The following is a 21521-nucleotide window of genomic DNA, read 5'->3' as shown; positions in this document are numbered from 1 at the left end:
CACCGCCCTGCTGGCCGCCGGGACCGGGGCGTGCGCCGGGACGCGGGCCGGGAGAGGCGCCCTGCGGACCGCCGGTGGGGCGGGGCGCCTGGGGCGCGGGTGACGGCGTCGGGGCCGCCGGGGACGAGAACTCCGCCGCGGGCGCCGGGGCGGGCTTGGCCGGAGCCGGCTTGGGGCCGGGCGTCGGCCGCGGACCCGGAGTCGGGGCCTGGGAGGGAGTGCTGCTCGCCGGGGCCTCGGTGCGTGCAGCCGGCTTCGGGGCCGGTGCGCCGGGCTTCGGGGCAGCAGGACGGGCCGACTGTGCCGGGGACGGCGCGGTCGGCTTGGCAGGCGCGGCCTTGCGGGGCGCGCCGGGCTTGGCAGCGGGCTTGCCGGCGGTGCCGCCGGGCCCCTGCAACGCATCAGTCAATTTGCGCACTACCGGCGCCTCGATTGTCGAGGACGCCGAACGGACGAATTCACCGAGTTCCTGGAGCTTGGCCATGACAACCTTGCTCTCCACACCGAACTCCTTGGCGAGTTCGTATACCCGGACCTTAGCCACTTCGCTCCTTTTAGGTCCGGGTTACCGCCGGACCGTCGCTACTTCATGGGCGTACTCATCGCGTACTCATCGAGTGCTCATCGCAATCTCGACCTACTTCCGACTCGCGAGGTACCTGACCGCACGGGGTTCCGTGCCGTACTTCTTTCTTTCTTCTTCACGGCGCTGCCTCAAGCCTGCTTCACCTCGAGGGCAAGGCGCACCTCCGCGGTGTCGAGCGGTCCCCGGCGCCTGAGAGCCCGTGGGAACGCCCGGCGGCGGACCGCCAGATCGAGACAGACCAAAGCGGGATGCACATAAGCACCCCGGCCGGGCAGCGTACCGCGATGATCGGGGACACATGCATCCTCGATCGCCACGATCCGCAGCAGATCGCCCTTGGCCGCTCGCTCCCGGCACCCCACACACATGCGCTCAGGGCGTGCGCGGGCATGCGTCCGGCCAGACACGGTTAAGTCTACCTCCCCGTACCGACCTCACCCCTTTGGGGCAAAAATCGAACAGCTGATGGCTTGAAAAGATCACAGCGATCCCGCCGACACACAACGTGATCGCTGCGAAGATCTATTCCCAGGGCGACCGGCACCGCCGCCACCCCGACCGCAGGGCTCAGGCCTGGCGGGAGTCCTCCGAGGTCTGCTCCGCCGACTGCTCGCCGCCGGGACCCGTGAGCCCAGCCTGGCCGGCAGGGCTGTCGGGGCGGATGTCGATCCGCCAGCCGGTGAGCCGAGCGGCCAGCCTGGCGTTCTGGCCTTCCTTGCCGATCGCCAGGGAGAGCTGGTAATCGGGGACGGTCACACGCGCGGAGCGGGCGGCCAGATCCACGATCTCGACCTTGGAGACCCGGGCGGGAGACAGCGCATTGGCCACCATCTCAGCCGGGTCATCCGACCAGTCAACGATGTCGATCTTCTCGCCGTGCAGCTCGCCCATCACATTGCGCACCCGACCGCCCATCGGTCCGATGCAGGCGCCCTTGGCATTCAGGCCACTGCGCGTCGAACGGACAGCGATCTTGGTGCGATGGCCGGCCTCACGGGCGATCGCCGCGATCTCCACCGAGCCGTCCGCGATCTCCGGCACCTCCAGGGCGAAGAGCTTCTTCACGAGGTTGGGGTGGGTGCGGGAAAGCGTGACGGACGGACCGCGCACGCCCTTGGCCACCCGGACGACGTACGTGCGCAGCCGCAGACCGTGCGTGTACTCCTCGCCCGGAACCTGTTCCTGCACCGGAAGGATGGCCTCCAGCTTGTCGTCCAGCTTGACGAGGACGTTCTTCGGGTCCTTGCCCTGCTGCACCTGGCCGGCGACCACATCGCCCTCACGCCGGGCGTACTCGCCGAAGGTGACGTCGTTCTCCGCGTCACGCAGCCGCTGCTGGATCACCTGACGGGCCGTGGTGGCGGCGATCCGGCCGAAGTCCGTCGGAGTGTCGTCGAACTCCTTGGGCTCCTGGCCTTCTTCGAGGTCCGCCGGGTCCTCCTTCGCCCACACCGTGACATGGCCGGTGTCGCGGTCGAGCACCACGCGCGCGTGGCGGCGGCTGCCCTCGGTGCGGTGATAGGCGATGAGGAGGGCCGACTCGATGGCCTCGACCAGCAGGTCGAAGGCGATCTCCTTCTCCTGCGCCAAGCCCTTCAGGAGCTTCACGTCGATATCCACGGCTACGCCTCCTCTTCCTTTGTGTTCTTGCGGCTGAATTCGATCTCCACGCGCGCCTTGGCGATATCGGCGAATTCGACCCGGCGGGCGGTGGGCTTCCGCCCCTTGACTCCCGGCACTTCCAGATCGAGGCCGTCGTCGTCCACGGTGAGAATGCGAGCCGTGAGCTCTCCGCCTTCGTTCAGCTGGAACTTCACCAGCCGGCCGACGGCGCGTACGTAATGGCGGTGCTGCGTCAGCGGGCGGTCCGCACCGGGGGAGCTGACCTCGAGGACGTACTCGCCCTCGCCCATCGCATCCGTCTCGTCCAGCTTCTGGGAGATGGTGCGGCTCAGCTCCGCGCAGGCGTCCAGTTCGACGCCCTGGTCGGAGTCCACGATGATCCGCAGCATGCGGCGCCTGCCTGCCCGGGAGACCTCGATCTCCTCCAGATCCAGGTCGGCGGCGCTGACGAGCGGTTCCAGCAGCCCGCGCAGCCTTTCGCTCTGGGTGGTGCTCATCCGGGTGACTCCTCGGCCGCGTGTGCTGTTGTGGGATCGTCGCGTGTCAGGTCAAAGGGTATCCGGTCCCAAGGGGTGTTGCCGTCCACCTCCGCCGTACCCACGGGTACGCTCGCGGGGCGGTGATGATCAAGCACAAGGAGACAGGCGTGGGGCGCACGGGCGAGGGGCACGCGGGGGCGACGCGCCGGCGTGTACTGGCGGCGGGCGCGGTGGCCGCGGTCGCCGGCTGTTCGTCCCCGGCCCGGGAGTCGAATCCCCTGCCGGCCGGCATACAGGACATCCGCGCGGAGGAGGCCCGGCTACGGCTGCTCGCGGCGCACAGCACGGTGCTGCGGGAGCGGTACGACGCCGTGATCGCGCGCCATCCGCAACTGGCGGGGCGCCTGGGGGCGCTGCGCACAGCGGTGGCGGAGCACGAGCGGGCGCTGCTGCCGGGGGACGTCCGGCCGACCGCATCGCCGTCGGGCACGGCGCCGGCGTCCGGAGTGACGGCCTCCAAAGCCGCGTCCGCGTCCCCGTCCGGAGCGGCTGCATCGGTCTCGGGAAGCGGCGTCCCCGCCGACCCCGACACGGCGCTGAAGGACCTGGCCGCGGCCGAGCGGCGTACCTCCGACAGCTTCGCCGAAGCCCTCGTGGAAGCCGAACCGGAGCTCGCGAGGCTGCTCGCGTCCATCGCGGCGGCGGGAGCGGCGCATGCGTACCTGCTCACACAGGCGCCGGCCGAGGGAGCACGGTGAAAAGGCCGGACAGAGCCCTCGATGCCGTACAGGCGGCGCTGGGCGCGGAGCACGCGGCGGTGTACGCGTACGGGGTTGTCGGCAGCCGGGTCGGCGAGGGGCGCGAGGCCGAGGCGCGGACGGCGTACGCGGCGCACCGGGCGCGGCGGGACGCGCTGGCCCGCACGGTGCGCGACCTGGGCGGCACTCCTGATGCGGCGGCGCCCGCGTACGCTCTTCCCTTTCCCGTGCCGGACGCGGCGGCGGCGGAGCGGCTGGCCGCGATGCTGGAGGACCGGGTGGCCGGGGTCTACTCCGACCTGGTACGGGCCGCCGAGGGCCCGCTGCGGACGGAGGCGGCCCGGGCGCTGCGGGAGGCGGCGGTCCGCGCGGTGCGGTGGCGGGGCAGCGGCGTAGCCTTTCCGGGGCTCGCCGAGCGGACCCGGAATCCTCGGCATCGTCAGCGCTGAAAGGGAACGACATACGCATGGCTTTCGAACCGCCGCAGCGGCTCGTCCGGGCACTCGCCGAGAACCACGGGGAGGCGGCGGCGGGCGAGTGGCTCGCACGGCTCCCCAAGGTCGCGCAGGAGGCGGTTGACCGGTGGCAGCTGGACGTCGAGCGGGTGCTCGCCCCGGGCGGCAGGAGCAGCCTGGTACTGCTCGTGCACTGCCCGGACGGCACACCCGCGGCGCTGAAGGTGGTCCCGCCCTTCGCCGCCTCCGCGGCGGAGCGCGCTGCGCTTGAGCACTGGGACGGCTGGGGCGCGGTACGGCTGCTGTCGGCCATGGGCGAAGCGGACGGGGCCGCCCTGCTGCTGGAGCGGCTGCACCCGGAGGTGTCGCTGCGGTCGCTGCCGGAGGCGAAAGCGCTGCTGGAGGCGGCGGGCACGGTACGGCGGCTGTGGGTCGAGCCACCCCCGGGGCACCGGTTCGAGACGGTGGCGGAGCGGACGGAACGGCAGGCGGCGGCGATGGACCGCCACCGGGCGGATGCCGCCGTCGGGCCGCTGGTGGAGGGTGCGCTCGCCGCGCGCGCCGAACTGGTCGCGGATGCCGATGGGGGCGCGGATGCGGATGCGGCCGAGGCGGTGCTGTTGCACGGCGACTTCCGCCAGAGCAAGGTGCTGGCGGGCGACCGCGCGCCGTGGCTGGCCGTCGGTCCCGCCCCCGTCGTCGGCGAACGCGCCTACGACCTGGCGCAACTGGCCCGCGACCGGGCCGACGACCTGATCGCCTCGACGTCGGGCGCGGCCGGGGCGCGCCGGAGGGTGAACCGTCTGGCCGACTCCCTGGACGTCGACCGCGACCGGCTGCGCGGCTGGACCCTTTTCCGCGCGGTCGCAGCCGCCGCCCGTGCGCTGGCGGCGGGGCGGCGGAGGGACGCGGAGCTCGCGCTGGAGTTCGCCTCCTGGCTGTGACCCCGGGTGCGGGGCGCTGTGGCCCGCGGCGGCGCGTTCCGGGCCCGCCGGTCGCCACGGCGGGCGGGCCCTTTCCCACCCGCCCCCTTCGTGGTGTGGCGGCTTCGGCCCGGCACGCCGTGCGGCGCTGCGCGCCGGGCTCCTCGATCGTGCCCGGCTCCGCGGAGCGCCCCCGGCCCGCGTCCGGCCGAAGCGCCCGGAGCGGGCCGGGGTCCCGCACGCCCTCAGGGCACAGGGGGGCAGGAGGGACACGCGCAGGGGCCGGGCATCAGGCCGAGAGCTGGGCGACCGCCTCGTCGAGGGAGAGTTCCACGCGCTCGCCCGTGCGGCGGTCCTTCAGTTCGAGGACGCCCTCCGCCGCGCGCCGGCCCGCGACCAGGATGTGCGGGACGCCGATGAGTTCCGCGTCGGTGAACTTCACGCCCGGGGAGACGCCCGCACGCTCGTCCACCAGCACCCGCAGCCCCGCCTCGGCCAGACGGCCGGCGGCCTGCAGGGCGAGCTCGGTCTGGAGTGCCTTGCCGGCGGCGACGATGTGGACGTCTGCGGGGGCGATCTCCTGGGGCCAGCACAGGCCCTTGTCGTCGGCGGACTGCTCGGCGAGCGCGGCCACCGCGCGGGAGACGCCGATGCCGTAGGAGCCCATCGTCACCCGCACGGGCTTGCCGTTCTGGCCGAGGACGTCGAGCTGGAAGGAGTCCGCGTACTTGCGGCCCAGCTGGAAGATATGGCCGATCTCGATGGCGCGGTCCAGCTTCAGGCCCGCCCCGCACGCCGGGCACGGGTCGCCCTCCTCGACGACGACCACGTCGAGGTAGTCGTCGACCTCGAAGTCCCGCCCGCACACGACGTTCTTCGCATGGGTGTCAGGCTTGTTGGCGCCGGTGATCCACGCGGTGCCGGGGGCCACCCGCGGGTCGGCGATGTAGCGGACCTTCTCCAGGCCCTGCGGGCCGACATATCCGCGGACCAGGTCCGGACGGTCTGCGAAGTCCTCCGCGGTGACCAGCTCGACCTCCGCCGGGGCGAGGTGCTCGCCCAGCTTGCCGAGGTCGACCTCGCGGTCGCCGGGCACGCCGACCGCGACGATCTCGCCGTCGACCTTGATGAGCAGGTTCTTCAGGGTGGCGGAGGCCGGCACGCCCAGATGCTCGGCGAGGGACTCGATGGTCGGGGTGTCGGGGGTGTCCAGCTCCTCGACCGGCCCGTGGCCCTCGCCGGGGACCGGCCGGAGGGCGAGGGTGACGGCCTCGGTGTTGGCCGCGTAGTCACAGGCCGGGCAGTCGACGAAGGTGTCCTCGCCCGCGGGCGCGGGCGCGAGGAACTCCTCCGACTTGGAGCCGCCCATCGCGCCCGCCACCGCGGACACGATGCGGTAGTCGAGGCCGAGGCGCTCGAAGATCCGCTGGTAGGCGGCGCGGTGCAGCGCGTAGGACTCCGCCAGTCCCTCGTCCGACGTGTCGAAGGAGTAGGAGTCCTTCATCTGGAACTCGCGGCCGCGCAGCACGCCCGCCCGGGGCCGCGCCTCGTCCCGGTACTTGGTCTGGATCTGGTAGAGGATCACCGGCAGGTCCTTGTAGGACGTGCACTGGTCCTTCACGGTCTGGGTGAAGATCTCCTCGTGTGTGGGCCCGAGGAGATAGTCCGCGCCCTTGCGGTCCTTCAGCCGGAACAGCAGGTCGCCGTACTCTTCGTAGCGGCCGCTCGCCTCGTAGGGCTCCTTCGGCAGCAGCGCGGGCAGCAGCACTTCCTGCCCGCCGATGGCGTCCATCTCCTCGCGCACGACGCGCGTGATGTTCTCCAGCACCTTCTTGCCGAGCGGCAGCCAGGACCAGACGCCCGCGGAGGTCCGCCGGACGTAGCCCGCGCGGACCAGCAGCTTGTGGTTGAGGGTCTCGGCGTCCGCCGGGTCGTCGCGCAGTGTCTTGACCATCAGACGGGACATGCGCTGGACCTGGGACATGGTGAACTCCTGCTCGGAAGGTGTTGAGTACAGGAGGTTAGCCGGGGCATGCCGCCTGGCGGAAATCAGTTCGCGCGCCTCAGGGGCAGGGGCGCGCCCATCACCGCGTACGGGCTGGGTGCGCTGGGGAACACCACGCGGCGGGCGAGGTCGGTGTAGCCGAGGCTCCGGTAGAGCGCGCGGGCGGGGCTTTCGACGTCGACGGCGGACAGGATGGAGCGCGGCTGTTCGGCCTCGTCGGTGAGGGAGGTGATCAGCGACCGGCCGATGCCCCGGCCCTGGAAGTCGGGGTGCACATGGAGCTCGGTGATCACGAAGGAGTCGTCGAGCCAGTCGTCCGTCCCGGAGGCGCGCAGATACGGTTCGACGACGGTCGACCACCAGTGGGTGCGGTCGTTGGGCATGCCGTAGACGAAGCCGACGAGCCGTCCCGACTCGGTGGTCGCGCCCAGCGCGCGGGCGCCGGGGCTGAGCAGATGCCGCAGCACGATGTAGCGGCGCACCTCGATCTCTTCCTCGCTGAGGCCGAAGGCGAGGGCCTGCACCGCGAGGGCCTCGTCGACCCGGGCGGCGAGCTCGAGCGGTCCGATCACTGCGTCTGCCATGCGGGAACCCTACTTCGCGCCGCTCGAGCCCTGAACTCCGCGCTCAGAACAGCACGCTCATAAACGCCCCGACCTCGCGGAAGCCGACGCGCCGATAGGCGGCCCTGGCAGCGGTGTTGTAGTCGTTGACATACAGGCTGACGACGGGGGCGACGTCTGCGAGGGCATGGCGCAGCACTGCGGCCATGCCGGTTTCGGAGAGCCCGCGGCCGCGGTACTCGGGGTCGACCCAGACGCCCTGGATCTGGCATGCCTGGTCGGTGGCCGCGCCGATCTCGGCCTTGAAGACCACTCTGCCGTCGTCGATGCGGGCGAAGCACCGGCCCGCGCCGACGATTTCCGCGACCCGCGCCTGGTAGAGCAGTCCTCCGTCGCCGGCGAGCGGCGAGACGCCGACCTCTTCGGTGAACATCGCCACGCACGCCGGCATGATCACGTCGAGTTCGTTCTTGCGGATGCGGCGGACCCGTGGGTCGGGCTCGACGTCCGCGGGGAGCTGCTCGGTGACCATCAGCGGCTGGTGGGCCCGCACGTCGCGGGCGGGGCCCCAGTTGGGTTCGAGCAGCCGCCACAGTTGGGCGGTGGGTTCGGCGGGGCCGACGATGGACGAGCAGCGGCGGCCGGTTCTGCGGGCGCGGTCGGCGAAGGCGCGCACCGCATCGGGGGTGGCGCAGATGGGGACGAGGTTGGCGCCGGAGTAGCAGAGGGAGCGCAGCCGTCCTTCCGCGTACCAGCCCCACATCTCCCCGCCGAGGCGCCAGGGGTCGAGCCCGGCGACCTGGACGCGCGAGGTGACGAAAGCATTCTCTACGGGCTCGCTCTCCAGGATGGCGAGCGCTGCCCCAAGGTCGCCGGGGTCGAGGACCCGGGTGGTGGTGTGCGTCAACACGAGGGTGGCTCCAACGCTCCTTCTGGGCGGCGGCACAGCGTCCTGCTCGCTGTCGGCGTCGCCGCGTGCCAGGTCGGCACCGGTCAGGGCTTGACCGTCGCGTCACTTGCGAGAAGCCCCTCGTGGGCGGAGGCACAAGGTCTGCTGATCTCCGAACTGTACCCGGAGATGGCCCGCAGCACCTCATACGCGGGGAACCGGGACCCTGTCCGCGGCAGCGCCGGGTCCCGGTCCGTGCCCGCACGCCGGGTGTCAGCTGATGGAGACCTGGGGTTCGCCGGAGGCGATGCCGTCCTTCTCCATCTGCTCGGCGATCTTCAGTGCCTCTTCGATCAGGGTCTCGACGATCTTCGACTCGGGGACGGTCTTGATGACCTCGCCCTTGACGAAGATCTGGCCCTTGCCATTGCCGGACGCAACGCCGAGGTCGGCCTCGCGCGCCTCACCGGGGCCGTTGACGACGCAGCCCATGACGGCGACGCGCAGCGGCACCTCCATGCCCTCCAGACCGGCGGTGACCTGGTCGGCCAGCTTGTAGACGTCGACCTGGGCGCGGCCGCAGGACGGGCAGGAGACGATCTCCAGACGGCGCTGGCGCAGGTTCAGCGACTCCAGGATCTGGATGCCGACCTTGACCTCCTCTGCGGGCGGGGCGGACAGCGAGACGCGGATGGTGTCGCCGATGCCCTCCGACAGCAGCGCGCCGAAGGCGACCGCCGACTTGACGGTGCCCTGGAAGGCCGGACCGGCCTCGGTGACGCCGAGGTGGAGCGGGTAGTCGCACTGCGCGGCCAGCTGCCGGTAGGCGTTGACCATCACCACCGGGTCGTTGTGCTTGACCGAGATCTTGATGTCGCGGAAGCCGTGCTCCTCGAACAGGCTCGCCTCCCACAGCGCGGACTCCACCAGCGCCTCGGGGGTGGCCTTGCCGTACTTCTCCAGCAGCCGCTTGTCCAGCGAGCCGGCGTTGACGCCGATGCGGATGGGGGTGCGGGTCTCGGCGGCCGCCTTGGCGATCTCCTTGACCTTGTCGTCGAACTGCTTGATGTTGCCCGGGTTGACCCGGACCGCCGCGCAGCCCGCGTCGATGGCGGCGAACACGTACTTGGGCTGGAAGTGGATGTCGGCGATGACGGGGATCTGGGACTTCTTGGCGATCGTCGCCAGCGCGTCCGCGTCGTCCTGGGTCGGGCAGGCCACCCGCACGATCTGGCAGCCGGAGGCGGTCAGCTCCGCGATCTGCTGCAGGGTCGCTCCGATGTCGGAGGTGCGGGTGGTGGTCATCGACTGCACGGAGACGGGTGCGTCCCCTCCGACGGCCACCGAACCGACCTGGATCTTCCGGCTGGCCCGCCGGTCGGCGAGCTTGGCCGGGACGGACGGCATACCGAGTGAAATCGCAGTCATCTGCTGTGCAACCCCAAGGTGTGGAACGAGGTCCCGTATCGGCGCGGGCTCCGGCTTCTGAGATTACGGCACGCCGCTGACGACGAGCACATCGCCGGGGCAAACACTCCCCCGAAGGGCGGCGGCCGGGCACAGCACGTGTCCGGCCGCCGTGGAGCGGGCCGCCTCAGCTGATCTTGACTGGGTTGACGATGTCGGCGACCAGCACGAGCAGCGTGAAGCAGATGAAGATCCCGGCGACGACGTAGGCGACCGGCATCAGCTTGGCCACGTCGAAGGGCCCCGGGTCGGGGCGTCGGAAGACCCTGGCGACCTGGCGGCGTACGGACTCCCAGAGCGCGCCCGCGATGTGCCCGCCGTCCAGCGGGAGCAGCGGGAGCATGTTGAACAGGAAGAGGGAGAGGTTGAAGCCGGCCAGCAGCATCAGGAAGGTGGCGACGATGTTCTGCGCCGGCACGTCGAGGTTGAGGACCTCGCCGCTGATCCGGGCGGCTCCGACGACGCCGACCGGGGAGTCGTCCTTGCGTTCGCCGTCGTTGAAGGCGGCGTTCCACAGGTCGGGGACCTTGGAGGGGATGGCGACGACGGCCTCGACGCCGTTCTCCATCATGTCGCCCATGCGGTCGAAGGATTCGGTGAAGGTCAGCGGCAGGATCTCGGTCTTCGCCGCGAAGCCGAGATAGCCGGCCTTGACGAACTCCCCGGAGACGACCTCGCCGTCGGCGTCCTTCTTGGCGACCAGGTTCTCCAGGAGGGTGGCCTCGAGGACCTGCTGCCGGCCGTCGCGTTCGACGGTGATGGCAGCGGGGCCGATGGTGTCGCGGATGCGGCTGGAGAGCGTGTCCCAGTCGTGGACGGGAGCGCCGTCGAAGGCGACGATCTTGTCGCCCTCCTTGAGCCCCGCGGCGTGGGCGGGCGAGACGGGGTCGTCGGCGGCGCAGGTGTCGCGTTCCTCGCTCTGGGCGATGACGCACTTCTGGACGCCCGCGACCTCGGTGGTCTGGGTGGCGAAGCCGAAGGTCATCGCGACGCCCATGAAGATCGCGACGGCGAGCACCAGATTCATGAAGGGGCCCGCGAACATCACGATCACGCGCTTCCACGGCTTGCGCGTGTAGAACAGCCGCTTCTCGTCGCCCGGCTGGAGCTCTTCGTAGGCCGCCGTGCGGGCGTCCTCGATCATGCCGCGCCAGGGCGAGGTGGAGCGGGCCTCCAGCTTTCCGTCGTCGCCGGGCGGGAACATCCCGATCATGCGGATGTAGCCGCCCATGGGGATGGCCTTGATGCCGTACTCCGTCTCGCCCTTGCGGCGCGAGAACAGGGTGGGGCCAAAGCCGACCATGTACTGCGGCACGCGGATGCCGAAGAGCTTGGCGGTGGAGAGATGGCCCAGTTCGTGCCAGGCGATCGAGAAGAGCAGCCCCACGGCGAAGAGCGCTATTCCGATGACCGTCAACAGAATCGTCATGCGCGAGCCTCCGCCGGCTGTGCTGCGTCGTCGCCTGCTGCGCCGCCGCTGTACTTGGCTGCCGTCTCCCGGGCCCGGGCGCGCGCCCAGGCGTCCGCTTCGAGGACGTCGGCCACGGTGAGCGAGGTTCCCTGCGCGTCGGAGCCGTGCACGGCGACGACCTCGGTGACCGTGTCCATGATGGCGTTGAACGGCAGCCGTCCGGACAGGAACGCCTCCACGCACACCTCGTTCGCGGCGTTGAACACCGCGGGGGCCGTGCCGCCCAGCTCGCCGACGTGCCGGGCGAGGCCCACGGAGGGGAAAGCCTCGTCGTCGAGAGGGAAGAACTCCCAGGTCGAGGCGGCGGACCAGTCGAAGGCGGGGGCCGCGTCGGGGATGCGGCCGGGCCAGCCGAGGCCGATGGCGATGGGTCCGCGCATATCGGGCGGGGTGGCCTGGGCGAGGGTTGAGCCGTCGGTGAACTCCACCATGGAGTGAACGTAGGACTGCGGGTGGACGACGACCTCGATGCGGTCGAAGGGGATGTCGTACAGCAGATGGGCCTCGATGACCTCAAGCCCCTTGTTGACGAGCGTGGCGCTGTTGACCGTGATGACCGGGCCCATCGCCCAGGTGGGGTGCGCGAGCGCGTCCTGGGGGGTGACCTGCTCCAGCTCCGCGCGGCTGCGGCCGCGGAACGGCCCGCCGGAGGCGGTGACGACGAGCTTGCGGACGTCGGCTCTGGTGCCCGCGGCGAGCGCCTGGAAGAGGGCGGCGTGCTCGGAGTCGACGGGGATGATCTGCCCGGGTTTGGCGACGGCCTTGACCAGCGGGCCGCCCACGATCAGCGACTCCTTGTTGGCCAGGGCGAGGGTGCGGCCCGCTTCGAGGGCGGCCAGCGTGGGGGCGAGACCGATGGAGCCGGTGATGCCGTTGAGCACCGTGTGGCACGGCGAGGCGGCCAGCTCGGCGGCGGCGCCGGGCCCCGCCAGGATCTCGGGCTGCGGCTCGGAGCCGTACTGCCCGGCCAGCGCCTCCCGCAGTGCGGGGAGCGCGCCCTCGTCGGCCACGGCGACCGCGTCGACGCGCAGCCGCCGCGCCTGCTCGGCGAGGAGCCCGACCCGGCCGCCCGCGGCGGACAGGGCGGTCACCCGGAAGCGGTCGGGGTTGCGCAGCGCCAGATCGATGGCCTGCGTGCCGATGGACCCGGTGGAGCCGAGGACGACGACGGACCGGCGGCCTTCGGTCGTGTCGAAGACGGTATGCGGGTCTGCGAGAGGGGCTGGGCTGTCGCTCATGCCCCCCATTCTTGCCTCATCCGCCGTGCGTCCGGACACCACTCCCCGCGAAACGCCACTCCCCGGGGGGATGGAGTCCCGGATGTCCGGACGCCGTCCCGGCTGCGGCCGGATCAGCGGATCGGGCGGTGGACGTTCTCTCGCCGGGAGGGGCCCGGGGTGGCGTCGGCGATCCACGGGCCCTCGCCGCTGGGGTCAATGACGCCTTCCTCGAGCCAGGTGTGTTCTCCGGACAGCACGCTTCTGACGACCTTGCGGTCCAGTTCGTCGGTGTTGGTCCACAGCCGGTCGAAGAGTTCCTCGACGCGGATGCGGGCCTGCCGGCAGAAGACGTCGGCCAGTTGGCGCGCCGCGCGGCCGTGGTCGCCCTGGGTGCGCAGCAGCTCCGCGCGTACGCAGGCCGCGCTCATCGCGAACAGCTCCGCGCCGATGTCCACGATCCGGCCGAGGAAGCCCTGTTTGGTTTCCATGCGGCCCTGCCAGCGGGACATGCCGAGGAAGGTGGCGCGGGCCAGCCGGCGCGCGCTGCGTTCGACATAGCGCAGATGGGGGGCGAGCGTGCCGAACTCGGCGTAGGAGGCGGGGAGCTGGCCCCGGCCTGCGACCAGCTTGGGGAGCCAGCGGGCGTAGAAGACGGCGGCGTTCGCGCCCGCCTTGGCCTTGGCCGACATCGGCTTGTCCGGGTCGATGATGTCTCCGGCGACCGCCAGGTGGGCGTCGACGGCCTCACGGGCGATCAGCAGATGCATGATCTCCGTCGAGCCCTCGAAGATCCGGTTGATGCGCAGGTCGCGCAGCATCTGCTCGGCGGGTACGGCCTTCTCGCCGCGCGCCGCGAGCGACTCGGCGGTCTCGAAGCCCCGTCCGCCGCGGATCTGGACCAGTTCGTCCGCCATCAGCCAGGCCATCTCGGAGCCGTACAGCTTCGCCAGCGCGGCCTCGATGCGGATGTCGTTGCGGTCCTCGTCGGCCATCTGGGAGGAGAGTTCGACTACCGCCTCAAGTGCGAAGGTGGTGGCCGCGATGAAGGAGATCTTGGAGCCGACGGCTTCGTGCTTGGCGACGGGCCTGCCCCACTGTTCGCGGGCCGCCGACCACTCGCGGGCGATCTTCAGACACCACTTGCCCGAGCCGACGCACATCGCCGGCAGGGAGAGCCGGCCGGTGTTGAGGGTGGTCAGGGCGATCTTGAGGCCGGCGCCCTCGGGGCCGATGCGGTTGGCGGCGGGGACGCGCACCCGGTGGAAGCGGGTGACGCCGTTCTCGATGCCGCGCAGGCCCATGAAGGCGTTGCGGTTCTCGACGGTGACGCCCTCGCTCCCGGCCTCCACCACGAAGGCGGTGATGCCGCCCTTGTGGCCCTCTGACTTCGGCACCCGGGCCATGACGACGAGCAGATCTGCGACGACGCCGTTGGTGGTCCAGAGCTTGACGCCGTCGAGGACGTAGTCGTCTCCGTCGGGCACGGCCGTGGCGGCCATCCGCGCCGGGTCGGAGCCGACGTCGGGTTCGGTGAGCAGGAAGGCGGAGATGTCGGTGCGGGCGCACCGGGGAAGGAAGGTGTCCTTCTGCTCCTGGGTGCCGAACAGTTTCAGCGGCTGTGGTACGCCGATCGACTGATGTGCGGACAGCAGTGCGCCGACGGCGGGGTTCGCGGAGCCGACGAGCGCGAGCGCCTTGTTGTAGTACACCTGGGTGAGGCCGAGCCCGCCGTACTTGGTGTCGATCTTCATGCCGAGCGCGCCGAGCTCCTTGAGCCCGTCGATCACAGCGTCGGGGATGCGGGCCTCGCGTTCGATCAGCGCGCCGTCGATCTTCGTCTCGCAGAAGTCGCGGAGCTTGGCGAGGAACTCCTCGCCGCGCTGGACGTCCTCGTCCGCGGGCAGCGGGTGCGGGTGGATCAGGTCCAGCCGGAAGCGGCCCAGGAACAGCTCCTTGGCGAAGCTGGGTTTGCGCCAGCCCTGCTCGCGCGCGGCCTCGGCGACCTGGCGCGCTTCGCGTTCGCTGACCTTGGGAGCCGCGTCGGCCCCCGGCTTGTCGGGCCTTTCGAGCCTGTCGAGTGGTGCGGACATGAGGTTCACCTCGCCGCGAGTCGGAGTGGACTTACCAGCCGGTGCTACTCGTTCGTAGTACCCGAATTCCGGCGGGTCCACCAGTGCGCGTACGCCGCTTGCCGCATGCGGCCCCGATGGGGCGCACGGGTGTGCGAGGGGGTGTGCGAGCACGGCCGGAGCCCCCGCACAGTGGGCTCCGGCCGTGGGTTCACGGGACCGGCGGGCGCTACAGCGCCAGGCCGGTCAGCACGAGCACCCGCTCGTAGGTGTAGTCGTCCATCGCGAAGCGCACGCCCTCACGGCCGACGCCGGACTGCTTGGCGCCGCCGTACGGCATCTGGTCCGCGCGGTACGAGGGCACATCGCCGACGATGACGCCGCCGACCTCCAGGGCGCGGTGGGCGCGGAAGGCGGTCTGCACATCGTGGGTGAACACACCGGCCTGCAGGCCGTACTTGGAGTCGTTGACCGCGGCGAACGCGGCCTCCTCGCCGTCGGCCCGCTGGACGGTGAGCACCGGGCCGAAGACCTCCTCGCAGGCGAGGGTGACGCCGGACGGCACGTCGGCCAGCACGGTCGGGGCGTAGGACGCGCCGTCGCGCTTGCCGCCGGCGAGCAGCCTGGCGCCGGCCTGCACCGCCTCCTCGACCCAGGCCTCGACGCGCTTGGCGGCGTCCTCGCTGACCAGCGGGCCGACATCGGTGGCCGGGTCGGACGGGTCGCCGGTGACCTGCTTCTCCACGGCCGCGACGATCTTCGGCACGAGCCGCTCGTACAGCGAGGCGTCGGCGACGACGCGCTGGACGGAGATGCAGGACTGGCCGCCCTGGTAGTTGGAGAAGGTGGCGATGCGGCTCGCCGCCCAGTCCAGGTCCTCGTCGCGTCCGAAGTCGGCGAGGACGACGGCGGCGCCGTTGCCGCCGAGCTCCAGGGTGCAGTGCTTGCGCGGCACCGAGTCCATGATCGCGTAGCCGACCTTGTCGGAGCCGGTGAAGGAGATGACCGGGAGGCGCTCGTCCTGGACGAGGGCGGGCATGCGGTCGTTCTCCACCGGCAGGACCGACCAGGAGCCGGCGGGGAGCTCGGTCTCGGCGAGCAGCTCGCCGAGGAGCAGCCCGGACAGCGGGGTCGCCGGGGCGGGCTTGAGGATGATCGGCGCGCCGACGGCGATCGCCGGGGCGATCTTGTGGGCGCACAGGTTCAGCGGGAAGTTGAACGGCGCGATGCCGAGGACGACGCCCTTGGGGAAGCGGCGGGTGAGGGCGAGACGGCCCTGGCCGCCCGGGTCGGTGTCCAGGCGCTGGGCCTCTCCGCCGTTGAAGCGGCGGGCCTCCTCGGCCGCGAAGCGGAAGACGGAGACGGCACGGCCGACCTCGCCACGGGCCCACTTGACGGGCTTGCCGTTCTCGGCGGAGATCAGCTGGGCGATCTCCTCGGTGCGTTCGACGAGACGGCGCGAGACATGGTCGAGGGCGGCGGCGCGTACATGGGCGGGGGTGGCGGCGAACTCGTCCCGTACGGCGTGGGCGGCGGCCACCGCCTCCTCGACCTGGGCGTCGGTGGGCACGGAGACCCTGCCGACGATCCGGCCGTCCCAGGGGGAGGTGACGTCGAAGGCGGTCTCGCCGGTGGCCTGGCGGCCGGCGAGCCAGAAGGCGTGGGTGGAAGTCATTGTGCGGTCCCGGCCCTTCCGGAGGTAGCGGGGGATGTCTGTGCCTCACCGTAGGACCGGGGCGGACGTTGTGGGTTTATCCGGGGTGGAGTGGTCAAGGGGGCCGATCCGCCGGTTCGGCAGGTACGGCGCGCTCCGCCGCGCGTCAGCCGCGCCGCTCGGTGCTGACGATGAGGCAGACGCCCGCCACGACGATGCCGCCTCCGAGCAGGATGGGCCAGGTCAGCGCCTCGTTCAGGACCAGTGCGCCGAGGAGGACCGCGACGACCGGATTGACATAGGCGTAGGTGGCGACCAGCGAGAGCGGGGCGGTCTGCAGAAGCCAGGCGTACGCCGTGAACGCGAGCAGTGAGCCGAAGAGGACCAGATAGCCGAGGGCCGTCCAGGAGCGGGCGGAGAAGGCGGTGACGTCCAGGCCCAGATGCTCGCCGCGGACCAGCCCGGCGATCAGGCAGGCGAGGCCGCCGAAGACCATCTCGTACGCGCTGGCGGTGAACGCGTCGGAGGGCATCGGAATCCGTGAGGAGGAGAACGAGCCCACCGACCACATGACGGTCGCGGCGATCACGGTGAGGACGCCGCCGATGCGGACCTCCCCGCTGAGGCCGGGGAGGGTGAGGACCGCCAGTCCGCCGAGGCCGAGCAGGACTCCCAGGTATGCGCCGGCGCCGGGCCGCTCGCCGAACGCGGTGCGCAGCAGCACGACCCAGGCCGGCACCACGGCGATGAGCAGCGCGGCGAGGCCGGAGGGCACGGAGGTCTCCGCGAGGACCACAAGACCGTTGCCGCCGAGGAGCAGCAGCACTCCGACGACGGCGGTGGAGCCGATCTGGGCACGGGTCGCCTTCAGGACGGAGGGCCCGCGCCGCCAGGCGAGCAGCGCGCCGAGGACGAGCCCGGCGACGGTGAACCGGAACCCGGCGGAGAGGAAGGGCGGCATGGTCTCCACGACCACCCGGATGCCGAGGTAGGTGGACCCCCAGACCGTGTACACGATCGCGAGGGCGGCCCAGACCGCGGCCGGGCTCGTACGGCCGGAGGGGCTGCGGGATATGGACGAGAACGCCGTTTCGACGGCAGGACGTGTCATGCGCCGGAGAATATGGATCACAAGCGCCGAACAACAAGAATCCTGCCCGAGTTCGGGCAGAATCAGGGAAGTTGAGGTGCGGTCAGCGAGATGGAGCGCCGTCGCCCGTGGCCTTGAGCGCCAGCCAGAGCTCCATCCGTACGTCCGGGTCGTCCAGCGAACGGCCGAGGATCTCCTCGACCCGGCGCATCCGGTAGCGCAGCGTGTGGCGGTGGACGCCCAGATCGGCGGCGGCCGCGTCCCACTGGCCATGGCGGGAGAGCCAGGCGCGCAGGGAGGCGACGAGATCGCCGCGGCCGGTGGCGTCGTGCTCGTAGAGCGCACGGAGCATGCCGTCGGCGAACGCGCGGACCGCGTCGTCCGCGAGCAGCGGCAGGATCGAGCCCGCGGACAGCTCGTCGTGTTCGACGAGGGCCCGGCCGCGGCGGCGGGCGACCGAGAGCGCCTGCTCCGCCTGCTTGTACGCGCCGGCGGCGGCGATCGGCCCGGTCGGCGCGGAGAGGCCGACGACCGCCTGCGCCTCCTCACTGCCCTGCGCCGCGCAGGCGGCGGCCACGGCCGTGACGACCGCGCCGCCGTCCACGGCGAGGACGACCAGGCGGTCGTCGCGCTCCGGCACGGCCAGCACGGTCTCGCCCGCCCTGGCGGCCGCCGACTCCACGGACTCCGCGAAGGCGCGCAGCGGGTGGCCGTCGGCGGGGACGCCAGGCTCTCGTTCGGCGACGGACGCGGCGGCCGGCTCGGCGATCAGCAGCCGGAAGGGGGCGTCGAGGAGCGCCCCGTACAGATCTCCGGCGACCGCGCGGGCGTGATCCTGCTGGCCGGCCAGCAGCATGCGCAGCACGGCGGCGCCGAGCCGCTGCTCGGCCGCCTGGAGCGAGCGGGACCGCTCCGTGGTCAGGGTGAGCAGGGCGACGGCGGAGTGGACGGCATACCGCTCCGCGGTGCCCAGGGGCGCGCCGGTGCCGACGGCGAGGGCGCCGCGGACCCGGCGCCCGGTGCCGAGCGACTGAAGCTCCACGCGGTCGTCCGCGCCTCCGACGACCGCGCTGACCGGCGCGGGGCGGTCGCGCAGCCGCTCCACGTCCGCGGTGAGCCGGGCCGCCCTGCGCTGCGCCCACTCCGGGGCCACGGCCAGTACGGCGCCCGAGGCGTCGTACACCGCGGCCCAGCCGTCGACATGGGCGGCCAGCCGGGCGACGACCGCGGCGGGGCCCTCCGCGAGCGCGGCGCGGGTCAGCTCGCGCTGGGCCTCGAAGCCGGCGGTGACGGCGCGGTACTGGTCGGCGGCGATGGCCGCGGAGACGGCCTTGCTGATGGCGAGGAAGGGGGTGCGGCGGGGAACGGCGAGCAGCGGGAAGTCCTCTTCCTCCGCCGCCTCGACGAGCGCGTCCGGGATGTCGTCGTAGTACACGCCGACGGCGAACCCGAGCCCGACGACGCCCGCGGCGGCGAGCCGGCGTACGTAGCGGCGCATGGCGTCGCGGTCCTCGGCGTCCAGCTTCATCGCGGTGACGAGCAGCAGCTCGCCGCCCTCCATATACGGCACCGGGTCGGCCAGCTCGCTCGCATGCGCCCACCGGACCGGCCTCTCCAGCCGCCCCTGCCCGGCGCGGACGGTGAGCTTGAGCGCGGAGTGCTGCACAAGCGAGGCGAGGGTGGGGGGCATGGAGGTGCCCTTCCGGGGGAGACGGCGGCTTTTTCGCCGTCCCGTATGAACGGCCTACCCCGATTCTGCCACCTCGTAGGACCCCAGCCCCGCCGACGGCAGAGGCACGGGGGCCCGAAACCCACCCCGCCGACGGCAGAGGCACGGGGGCCAGAAACCCAGCCCCGCCGACGGCAGAGGCGCAAGCACCAGAAACCCAGCCCGCCGCCGATAGAGGCGCAAGCACCAGAAACCCAGCCCCGCCGACGGCAGAGGCGCAAGCACCAGAAACCCAGCCCGCCGGCGCTTGAGGCGCAAGCACCAGAAACCCAGCCCGCCGGCGGTAGGCACGGGGGCCAGAAACCCACCCCGCCGGCGATTGAGGCGCAAGCACCAGAAACCCAGCCCCGCCGGCGATTGAGGCGCGGGGGTTCGGGGGCGGAGCCCCCGGAAACGGGGGCCGGGGGCGGAGCCCCGGGGTCGGGGGGCGGGCACCTCACACCCGCAGGTTCACCAGCAGCGGCGGCGTATGCTCCCCGTGCACCGTCGTCAGCGAGAGCACCGCATGCCCCGCGGGCAGACCGTGGGACAGGTCGGAGGCGGACCAGCGGGGGCGTTCGACCTCTCGGACGGTGATCGCCTGGGCCGTGGCGGCCTTGCCGGTGGCCAGGCGGCGCATCAGGTGGAGGGCCTTGGTGAAGGGCTCGTCGGAGACGATCTGGCGGTCGGTGACGTCTCGGGTCTGCACCCACTCCGTGCCCCAGGTCTCCGCGAACCGCCCGCCGTCCCACGGCGCGACCCCCGCGAACGCCATCCGGCAGCCCACCGCGCCCAGCAGGGGGTCCCGCAGCGGCTCGGGCACGTCCTCCAGGGTGCGCAGGGCGAGCAGTACGCCCGCGTTGGCCGAGCGGAGCCGCTGGATCGCGCGGACGGAGTCGGCGGTGACGGTGCGGGTCGCGTCGTCGAGGACCAGGCAGGCGAACAGGGAGCGGTCCTTCCGGGTCAGCGCGGCCTCGGTGAACTGGGCGAGCACCAGGCGCGCGACGATCCTGGAGGCCTCCGCGTGCCCCCGCTCGGGCAGGTCGATCCGCACCCGCAGGGGATGCTCGACGGCCCGCAGGGAGAAGGCACGGCCGCCTGAGTCCGTACGGAAGAAGTCGGCGAACACGGGCCGGTCGAGGAAGGCGACCCGCTCGGCGAGGAGCAGGCCGACATCGTCGCCCCTTGCCGACTGCCGCTCGCGGGCGTCGAGTTCCCTGAGCTGGGCGGCGGCGCCCGGCGCGCCGGACTTCTCCAGTGCGCTCCGCAGCGCCCCCACGGCCGCGGGGGCGCCGGCGAGGAGGTCCCGCAGCTCCGGCACGGCGGGGAAGGCCCCGTGGACGCACTGGTACGGGCCGATCAGCTGGGCGAGCGCGGTCGCGGCCCGGCGGCTGTCGGCGGCGAGATCGCCCACCAGGGCCTCGGCGAGGGTGCGGGCCGCCTCGTCGGGGTCCTCGGCGCCCCCGTACAGGTCCAGGTCGTGGGTGGACTCCGGCCGGCCGACGCCGATGACGAGGTCGAACGCGTCGTCGGGGGCGAGCCCGGAGCCGTACTCGGTGACGGCGACGACCGCGGCGCGGTTGGCCAGCGCGAGCAGGCACAGGGACTCGACGACCGGTCGCACCAGGCGCACGCTTTTGCCGGAGCCGGACGGCCCCACCGCCAGCAGGGAGGTGCCCAGCAGCGCGGGCTCCAGGGCGAGCCCGGTGGTGCGCCGGGCGTAGGGGTTGCGGGTGTCGTCCGCGACCGTGCCGATCCGCACCTGCGCTGTGGCCAGATCGTGTGTGGCGGCGCGCACGGGCAGATCCCGCACTCCCGAGGGGTGGGCGCAGGCGGCCGGCCCCTGGGTGCGCACCGCGTCCGTGAACGCGGCCAGCCGCTCGGGTCTGGCGTGGACGCCCTGCCAGGCCCGGCGGATGCGCGCGTAGTCGACGTCGCCGAGCGTCCCGGCACGCGTCGCCTCGGCGAGCCGGCCGGCGGCCTCGGCCAGCCCGGCGGCCCGCAGTTCCGGCCAGGCCGCCGGGTCGGCGTCCCTCTTGGGCGGCGGTGGGGCGGCGGGCCGCTGCGCGGAGCGCCGTGCGTAGCGCCGCCAGATCTCCGGGACATGGCCGATCCGGGCGAAGAAGACGAGGAGCCCGCCGCCGACGAGGGCGTAGTACGTGTAGCTGGCGAACGCCCAGAGGGACGGATCGGAGCGCCAGGAGTCGGGGGTGAGGACGAGGAGCGGCCAGATCCAGTAGCGGCCCAGATAGCCGTTCCACAGCAGCGACCACAGCAGCCAGCCGCTGAGCAGGGCGATCAGCGCTCCGGCGAAGAGCCGCCGGGCCGGTACGGGCTCCGGCTCCTCCTCCGGGCGCGGACGGTGACCGAAGCGCCAGACGCCCGGTTCGGCCTCCGGGCGCGGCGTCCGCAGCCACTCGGCGACGCCCGGCCGGGTCACGGGAGCATGCGCGGGGGGCGCCGGCGGCGAAGGGGGGCCAGGCGACGCGGGGGGCGCCGGCGGCGAGGGGGGCCCAGGCGACGCAGAGGGCACCGGCAGGCCGGGCGCGGACGCCGGCGAC

18 protein-coding genes are annotated in these 21521 nt (G+C 72.3%); 3 read left to right on the top strand and 15 right to left on the bottom strand.

Annotation, left to right across the window (positions count from 1 at the left end):
- The 4 genes from QCN29_RS34250 to rimP all read right to left on the bottom strand — a co-directional run.
- Positions 1-544 (bottom strand): translation initiation factor IF-2 N-terminal domain-containing protein (locus tag QCN29_RS34250; protein ID WP_279933074.1); only part of this gene is annotated, 544 nt, incomplete at its 3' end.
- Positions 545-714: 170 nt separating this feature from the next.
- Positions 715-993: a YlxR family protein gene (locus QCN29_RS34245; protein ID WP_279933073.1), complete on the bottom strand. Its 279-nt coding sequence runs from the start codon at positions 991-993 to the stop codon at positions 715-717.
- Between the two features lie 160 nt (positions 994-1153).
- Entirely contained in the window at positions 1154-2206 is a 1053-nt protein-coding gene (gene nusA, locus QCN29_RS34240) for a transcription termination factor NusA (RefSeq protein WP_240136885.1), read from the bottom strand.
- Between the two features lie 2 nt (positions 2207-2208).
- Complete coding sequence (gene rimP / locus QCN29_RS34235) at positions 2209-2706, bottom strand: ribosome maturation factor RimP (RefSeq protein WP_279933072.1); 498 nt, start codon at positions 2704-2706, stop codon at positions 2209-2211.
- A gap of 125 nt (positions 2707-2831) precedes the next feature.
- Here rimP and QCN29_RS34230 point away from each other — a divergent pair, with 125 nt between their 5' ends.
- Genes QCN29_RS34230 through QCN29_RS34220 form a run of 3 tightly spaced genes read left to right on the top strand, consistent with a single transcriptional unit; the run spans position 2832 to position 4845 of the window.
- Complete coding sequence (locus QCN29_RS34230; protein ID WP_279933071.1) at positions 2832-3446, top strand: hypothetical protein; 615 nt, start codon at positions 2832-2834, stop codon at positions 3444-3446.
- Positions 3443-3895 (top strand): ferritin-like domain-containing protein, encoded by a 453-nt coding sequence (locus QCN29_RS34225; RefSeq protein WP_279933070.1) that lies wholly within the window; start codon positions 3443-3445, stop codon positions 3893-3895. Before QCN29_RS34230 ends, QCN29_RS34225 begins: the two co-directional genes overlap by 4 nt.
- A 17-nt stretch (positions 3896-3912) precedes the next feature.
- Positions 3913-4845 (top strand): aminoglycoside phosphotransferase family protein, encoded by a 933-nt coding sequence (locus QCN29_RS34220; protein WP_279933069.1) that lies wholly within the window; start codon positions 3913-3915, stop codon positions 4843-4845.
- Between the two features lie 268 nt (positions 4846-5113).
- Here the strand turns inward: QCN29_RS34220 and QCN29_RS34215 are convergent, their stop codons facing one another.
- The 11 genes from QCN29_RS34215 to QCN29_RS34165 all read right to left on the bottom strand — a co-directional run bounded on the left by QCN29_RS34215 (position 5114) and on the right by QCN29_RS34165 (position 21493).
- Positions 5114-6808 carry a proline--tRNA ligase gene (locus tag QCN29_RS34215; protein ID WP_279933068.1) on the bottom strand — a complete coding sequence of 565 codons (1695 nt, stop codon included), beginning with the start codon at positions 6806-6808 and terminating at the stop codon, positions 5114-5116.
- A gap of 65 nt (positions 6809-6873) precedes the next feature.
- A complete protein-coding gene (locus QCN29_RS34210; protein WP_240136879.1) occupies positions 6874-7413 on the bottom strand; it encodes a GNAT family N-acetyltransferase in 540 nt (179 codons plus the stop codon).
- A gap of 43 nt (positions 7414-7456) precedes the next feature.
- Positions 7457-8302: a GNAT family N-acetyltransferase gene (locus QCN29_RS34205; RefSeq protein ID WP_279933066.1), complete on the bottom strand. Its 846-nt coding sequence runs from the start codon at positions 8300-8302 to the stop codon at positions 7457-7459.
- Positions 8303-8554: 252 nt separating this feature from the next.
- On the bottom strand, positions 8555-9709 hold the full coding sequence (gene ispG / locus QCN29_RS34200) for a flavodoxin-dependent (E)-4-hydroxy-3-methylbut-2-enyl-diphosphate synthase (protein WP_279933065.1): 1155 nt from the start codon (positions 9707-9709) through the stop codon (positions 8555-8557).
- A gap of 166 nt (positions 9710-9875) precedes the next feature.
- Positions 9876-11177 (bottom strand): M50 family metallopeptidase, encoded by a 1302-nt coding sequence (locus QCN29_RS34195; protein WP_279933064.1) that lies wholly within the window; start codon positions 11175-11177, stop codon positions 9876-9878.
- Positions 11174-12457 (bottom strand): 1-deoxy-D-xylulose-5-phosphate reductoisomerase, encoded by a 1284-nt coding sequence (gene dxr / locus QCN29_RS34190; RefSeq protein ID WP_279933063.1) that lies wholly within the window; start codon positions 12455-12457, stop codon positions 11174-11176. The genes QCN29_RS34195 and dxr overlap by 4 nt, the downstream gene beginning before the upstream one ends.
- Before the next feature lie 113 nt (positions 12458-12570).
- Positions 12571-14529 carry an acyl-CoA dehydrogenase family protein gene (locus tag QCN29_RS34185; protein ID WP_279933062.1) on the bottom strand — a complete coding sequence of 653 codons (1959 nt, stop codon included), beginning with the start codon at positions 14527-14529 and terminating at the stop codon, positions 12571-12573.
- Between the two features lie 208 nt (positions 14530-14737).
- Positions 14738-16183 (bottom strand): aldehyde dehydrogenase family protein, encoded by a 1446-nt coding sequence (locus tag QCN29_RS34180; RefSeq protein ID WP_279933061.1) that lies wholly within the window; start codon positions 16181-16183, stop codon positions 14738-14740.
- Positions 16184-16328: 145 nt separating this feature from the next.
- The gene (locus QCN29_RS34175; RefSeq protein ID WP_279933059.1) at positions 16329-17273 is read right to left on the bottom strand and encodes an EamA family transporter; all 945 of its coding nucleotides are present in this window, start codon (positions 17271-17273) and stop codon (positions 16329-16331) included.
- A gap of 82 nt (positions 17274-17355) precedes the next feature.
- On the bottom strand, positions 17356-18942 hold the full coding sequence (locus QCN29_RS34170) for a PucR family transcriptional regulator (protein WP_279933058.1): 1587 nt from the start codon (positions 18940-18942) through the stop codon (positions 17356-17358).
- A 475-nt stretch (positions 18943-19417) separates the two neighbouring features.
- Positions 19418-21493, bottom strand: a complete 2076-nt coding sequence (locus QCN29_RS34165; protein WP_398860558.1) for an ATP-binding protein — start codon at positions 21491-21493, stop codon at positions 19418-19420.
- Positions 21494-21521 lie beyond the last annotated feature (28 nt).

Source organism: Streptomyces chengmaiensis (assembly GCF_029846775.1).
Taxonomy (GTDB): Bacteria; Actinomycetota; Actinomycetes; order Streptomycetales; family Streptomycetaceae; genus Streptomyces; species Streptomyces chengmaiensis.
Note: the sequence above shows the minus strand (reverse complement) of the source record. Positions and strands in the feature narration are given on the sequence as shown.

Bases quoted from the DNA above. Each gene is read 5' to 3' on its own strand.
- rimP (WP_279933072.1), bottom strand. From the start codon at position 2,706: ATGAGCACCACCCAGAGCGAAAGGCTGCGCGGGCTGCTGGAACCGCTC.
- QCN29_RS34230 (WP_279933071.1), top strand. From the start codon at position 2,832: ATGATCAAGCACAAGGAGACAGGCGTGGGGCGCACGGGCGAGGGGCAC.
- QCN29_RS34220 (WP_279933069.1), top strand. From the start codon at position 3,913: ATGGCTTTCGAACCGCCGCAGCGGCTCGTCCGGGCACTCGCCGAGAAC.
- QCN29_RS34215 (WP_279933068.1), bottom strand. From the start codon at position 6,808: ATGTCCCAGGTCCAGCGCATGTCCCGTCTGATGGTCAAGACACTGCGC.
- QCN29_RS34210 (WP_240136879.1), bottom strand. From the start codon at position 7,413: ATGGCAGACGCAGTGATCGGACCGCTCGAGCTCGCCGCCCGGGTCGAC.
- ispG (WP_279933065.1), bottom strand. From the start codon at position 9,709: ATGACTGCGATTTCACTCGGTATGCCGTCCGTCCCGGCCAAGCTCGCC.
- QCN29_RS34195 (WP_279933064.1), bottom strand. From the start codon at position 11,177: ATGACGATTCTGTTGACGGTCATCGGAATAGCGCTCTTCGCCGTGGGG.
- dxr (WP_279933063.1), bottom strand. From the start codon at position 12,457: ATGAGCGACAGCCCAGCCCCTCTCGCAGACCCGCATACCGTCTTCGAC.
- QCN29_RS34185 (WP_279933062.1), bottom strand. From the start codon at position 14,529: ATGTCCGCACCACTCGACAGGCTCGAAAGGCCCGACAAGCCGGGGGCC.
- QCN29_RS34180 (WP_279933061.1), bottom strand. From the start codon at position 16,183: ATGACTTCCACCCACGCCTTCTGGCTCGCCGGCCGCCAGGCCACCGGC.
- QCN29_RS34175 (WP_279933059.1), bottom strand. From the start codon at position 17,273: ATGACACGTCCTGCCGTCGAAACGGCGTTCTCGTCCATATCCCGCAGC.
- QCN29_RS34170 (WP_279933058.1), bottom strand. From the start codon at position 18,942: ATGCCCCCCACCCTCGCCTCGCTTGTGCAGCACTCCGCGCTCAAGCTC.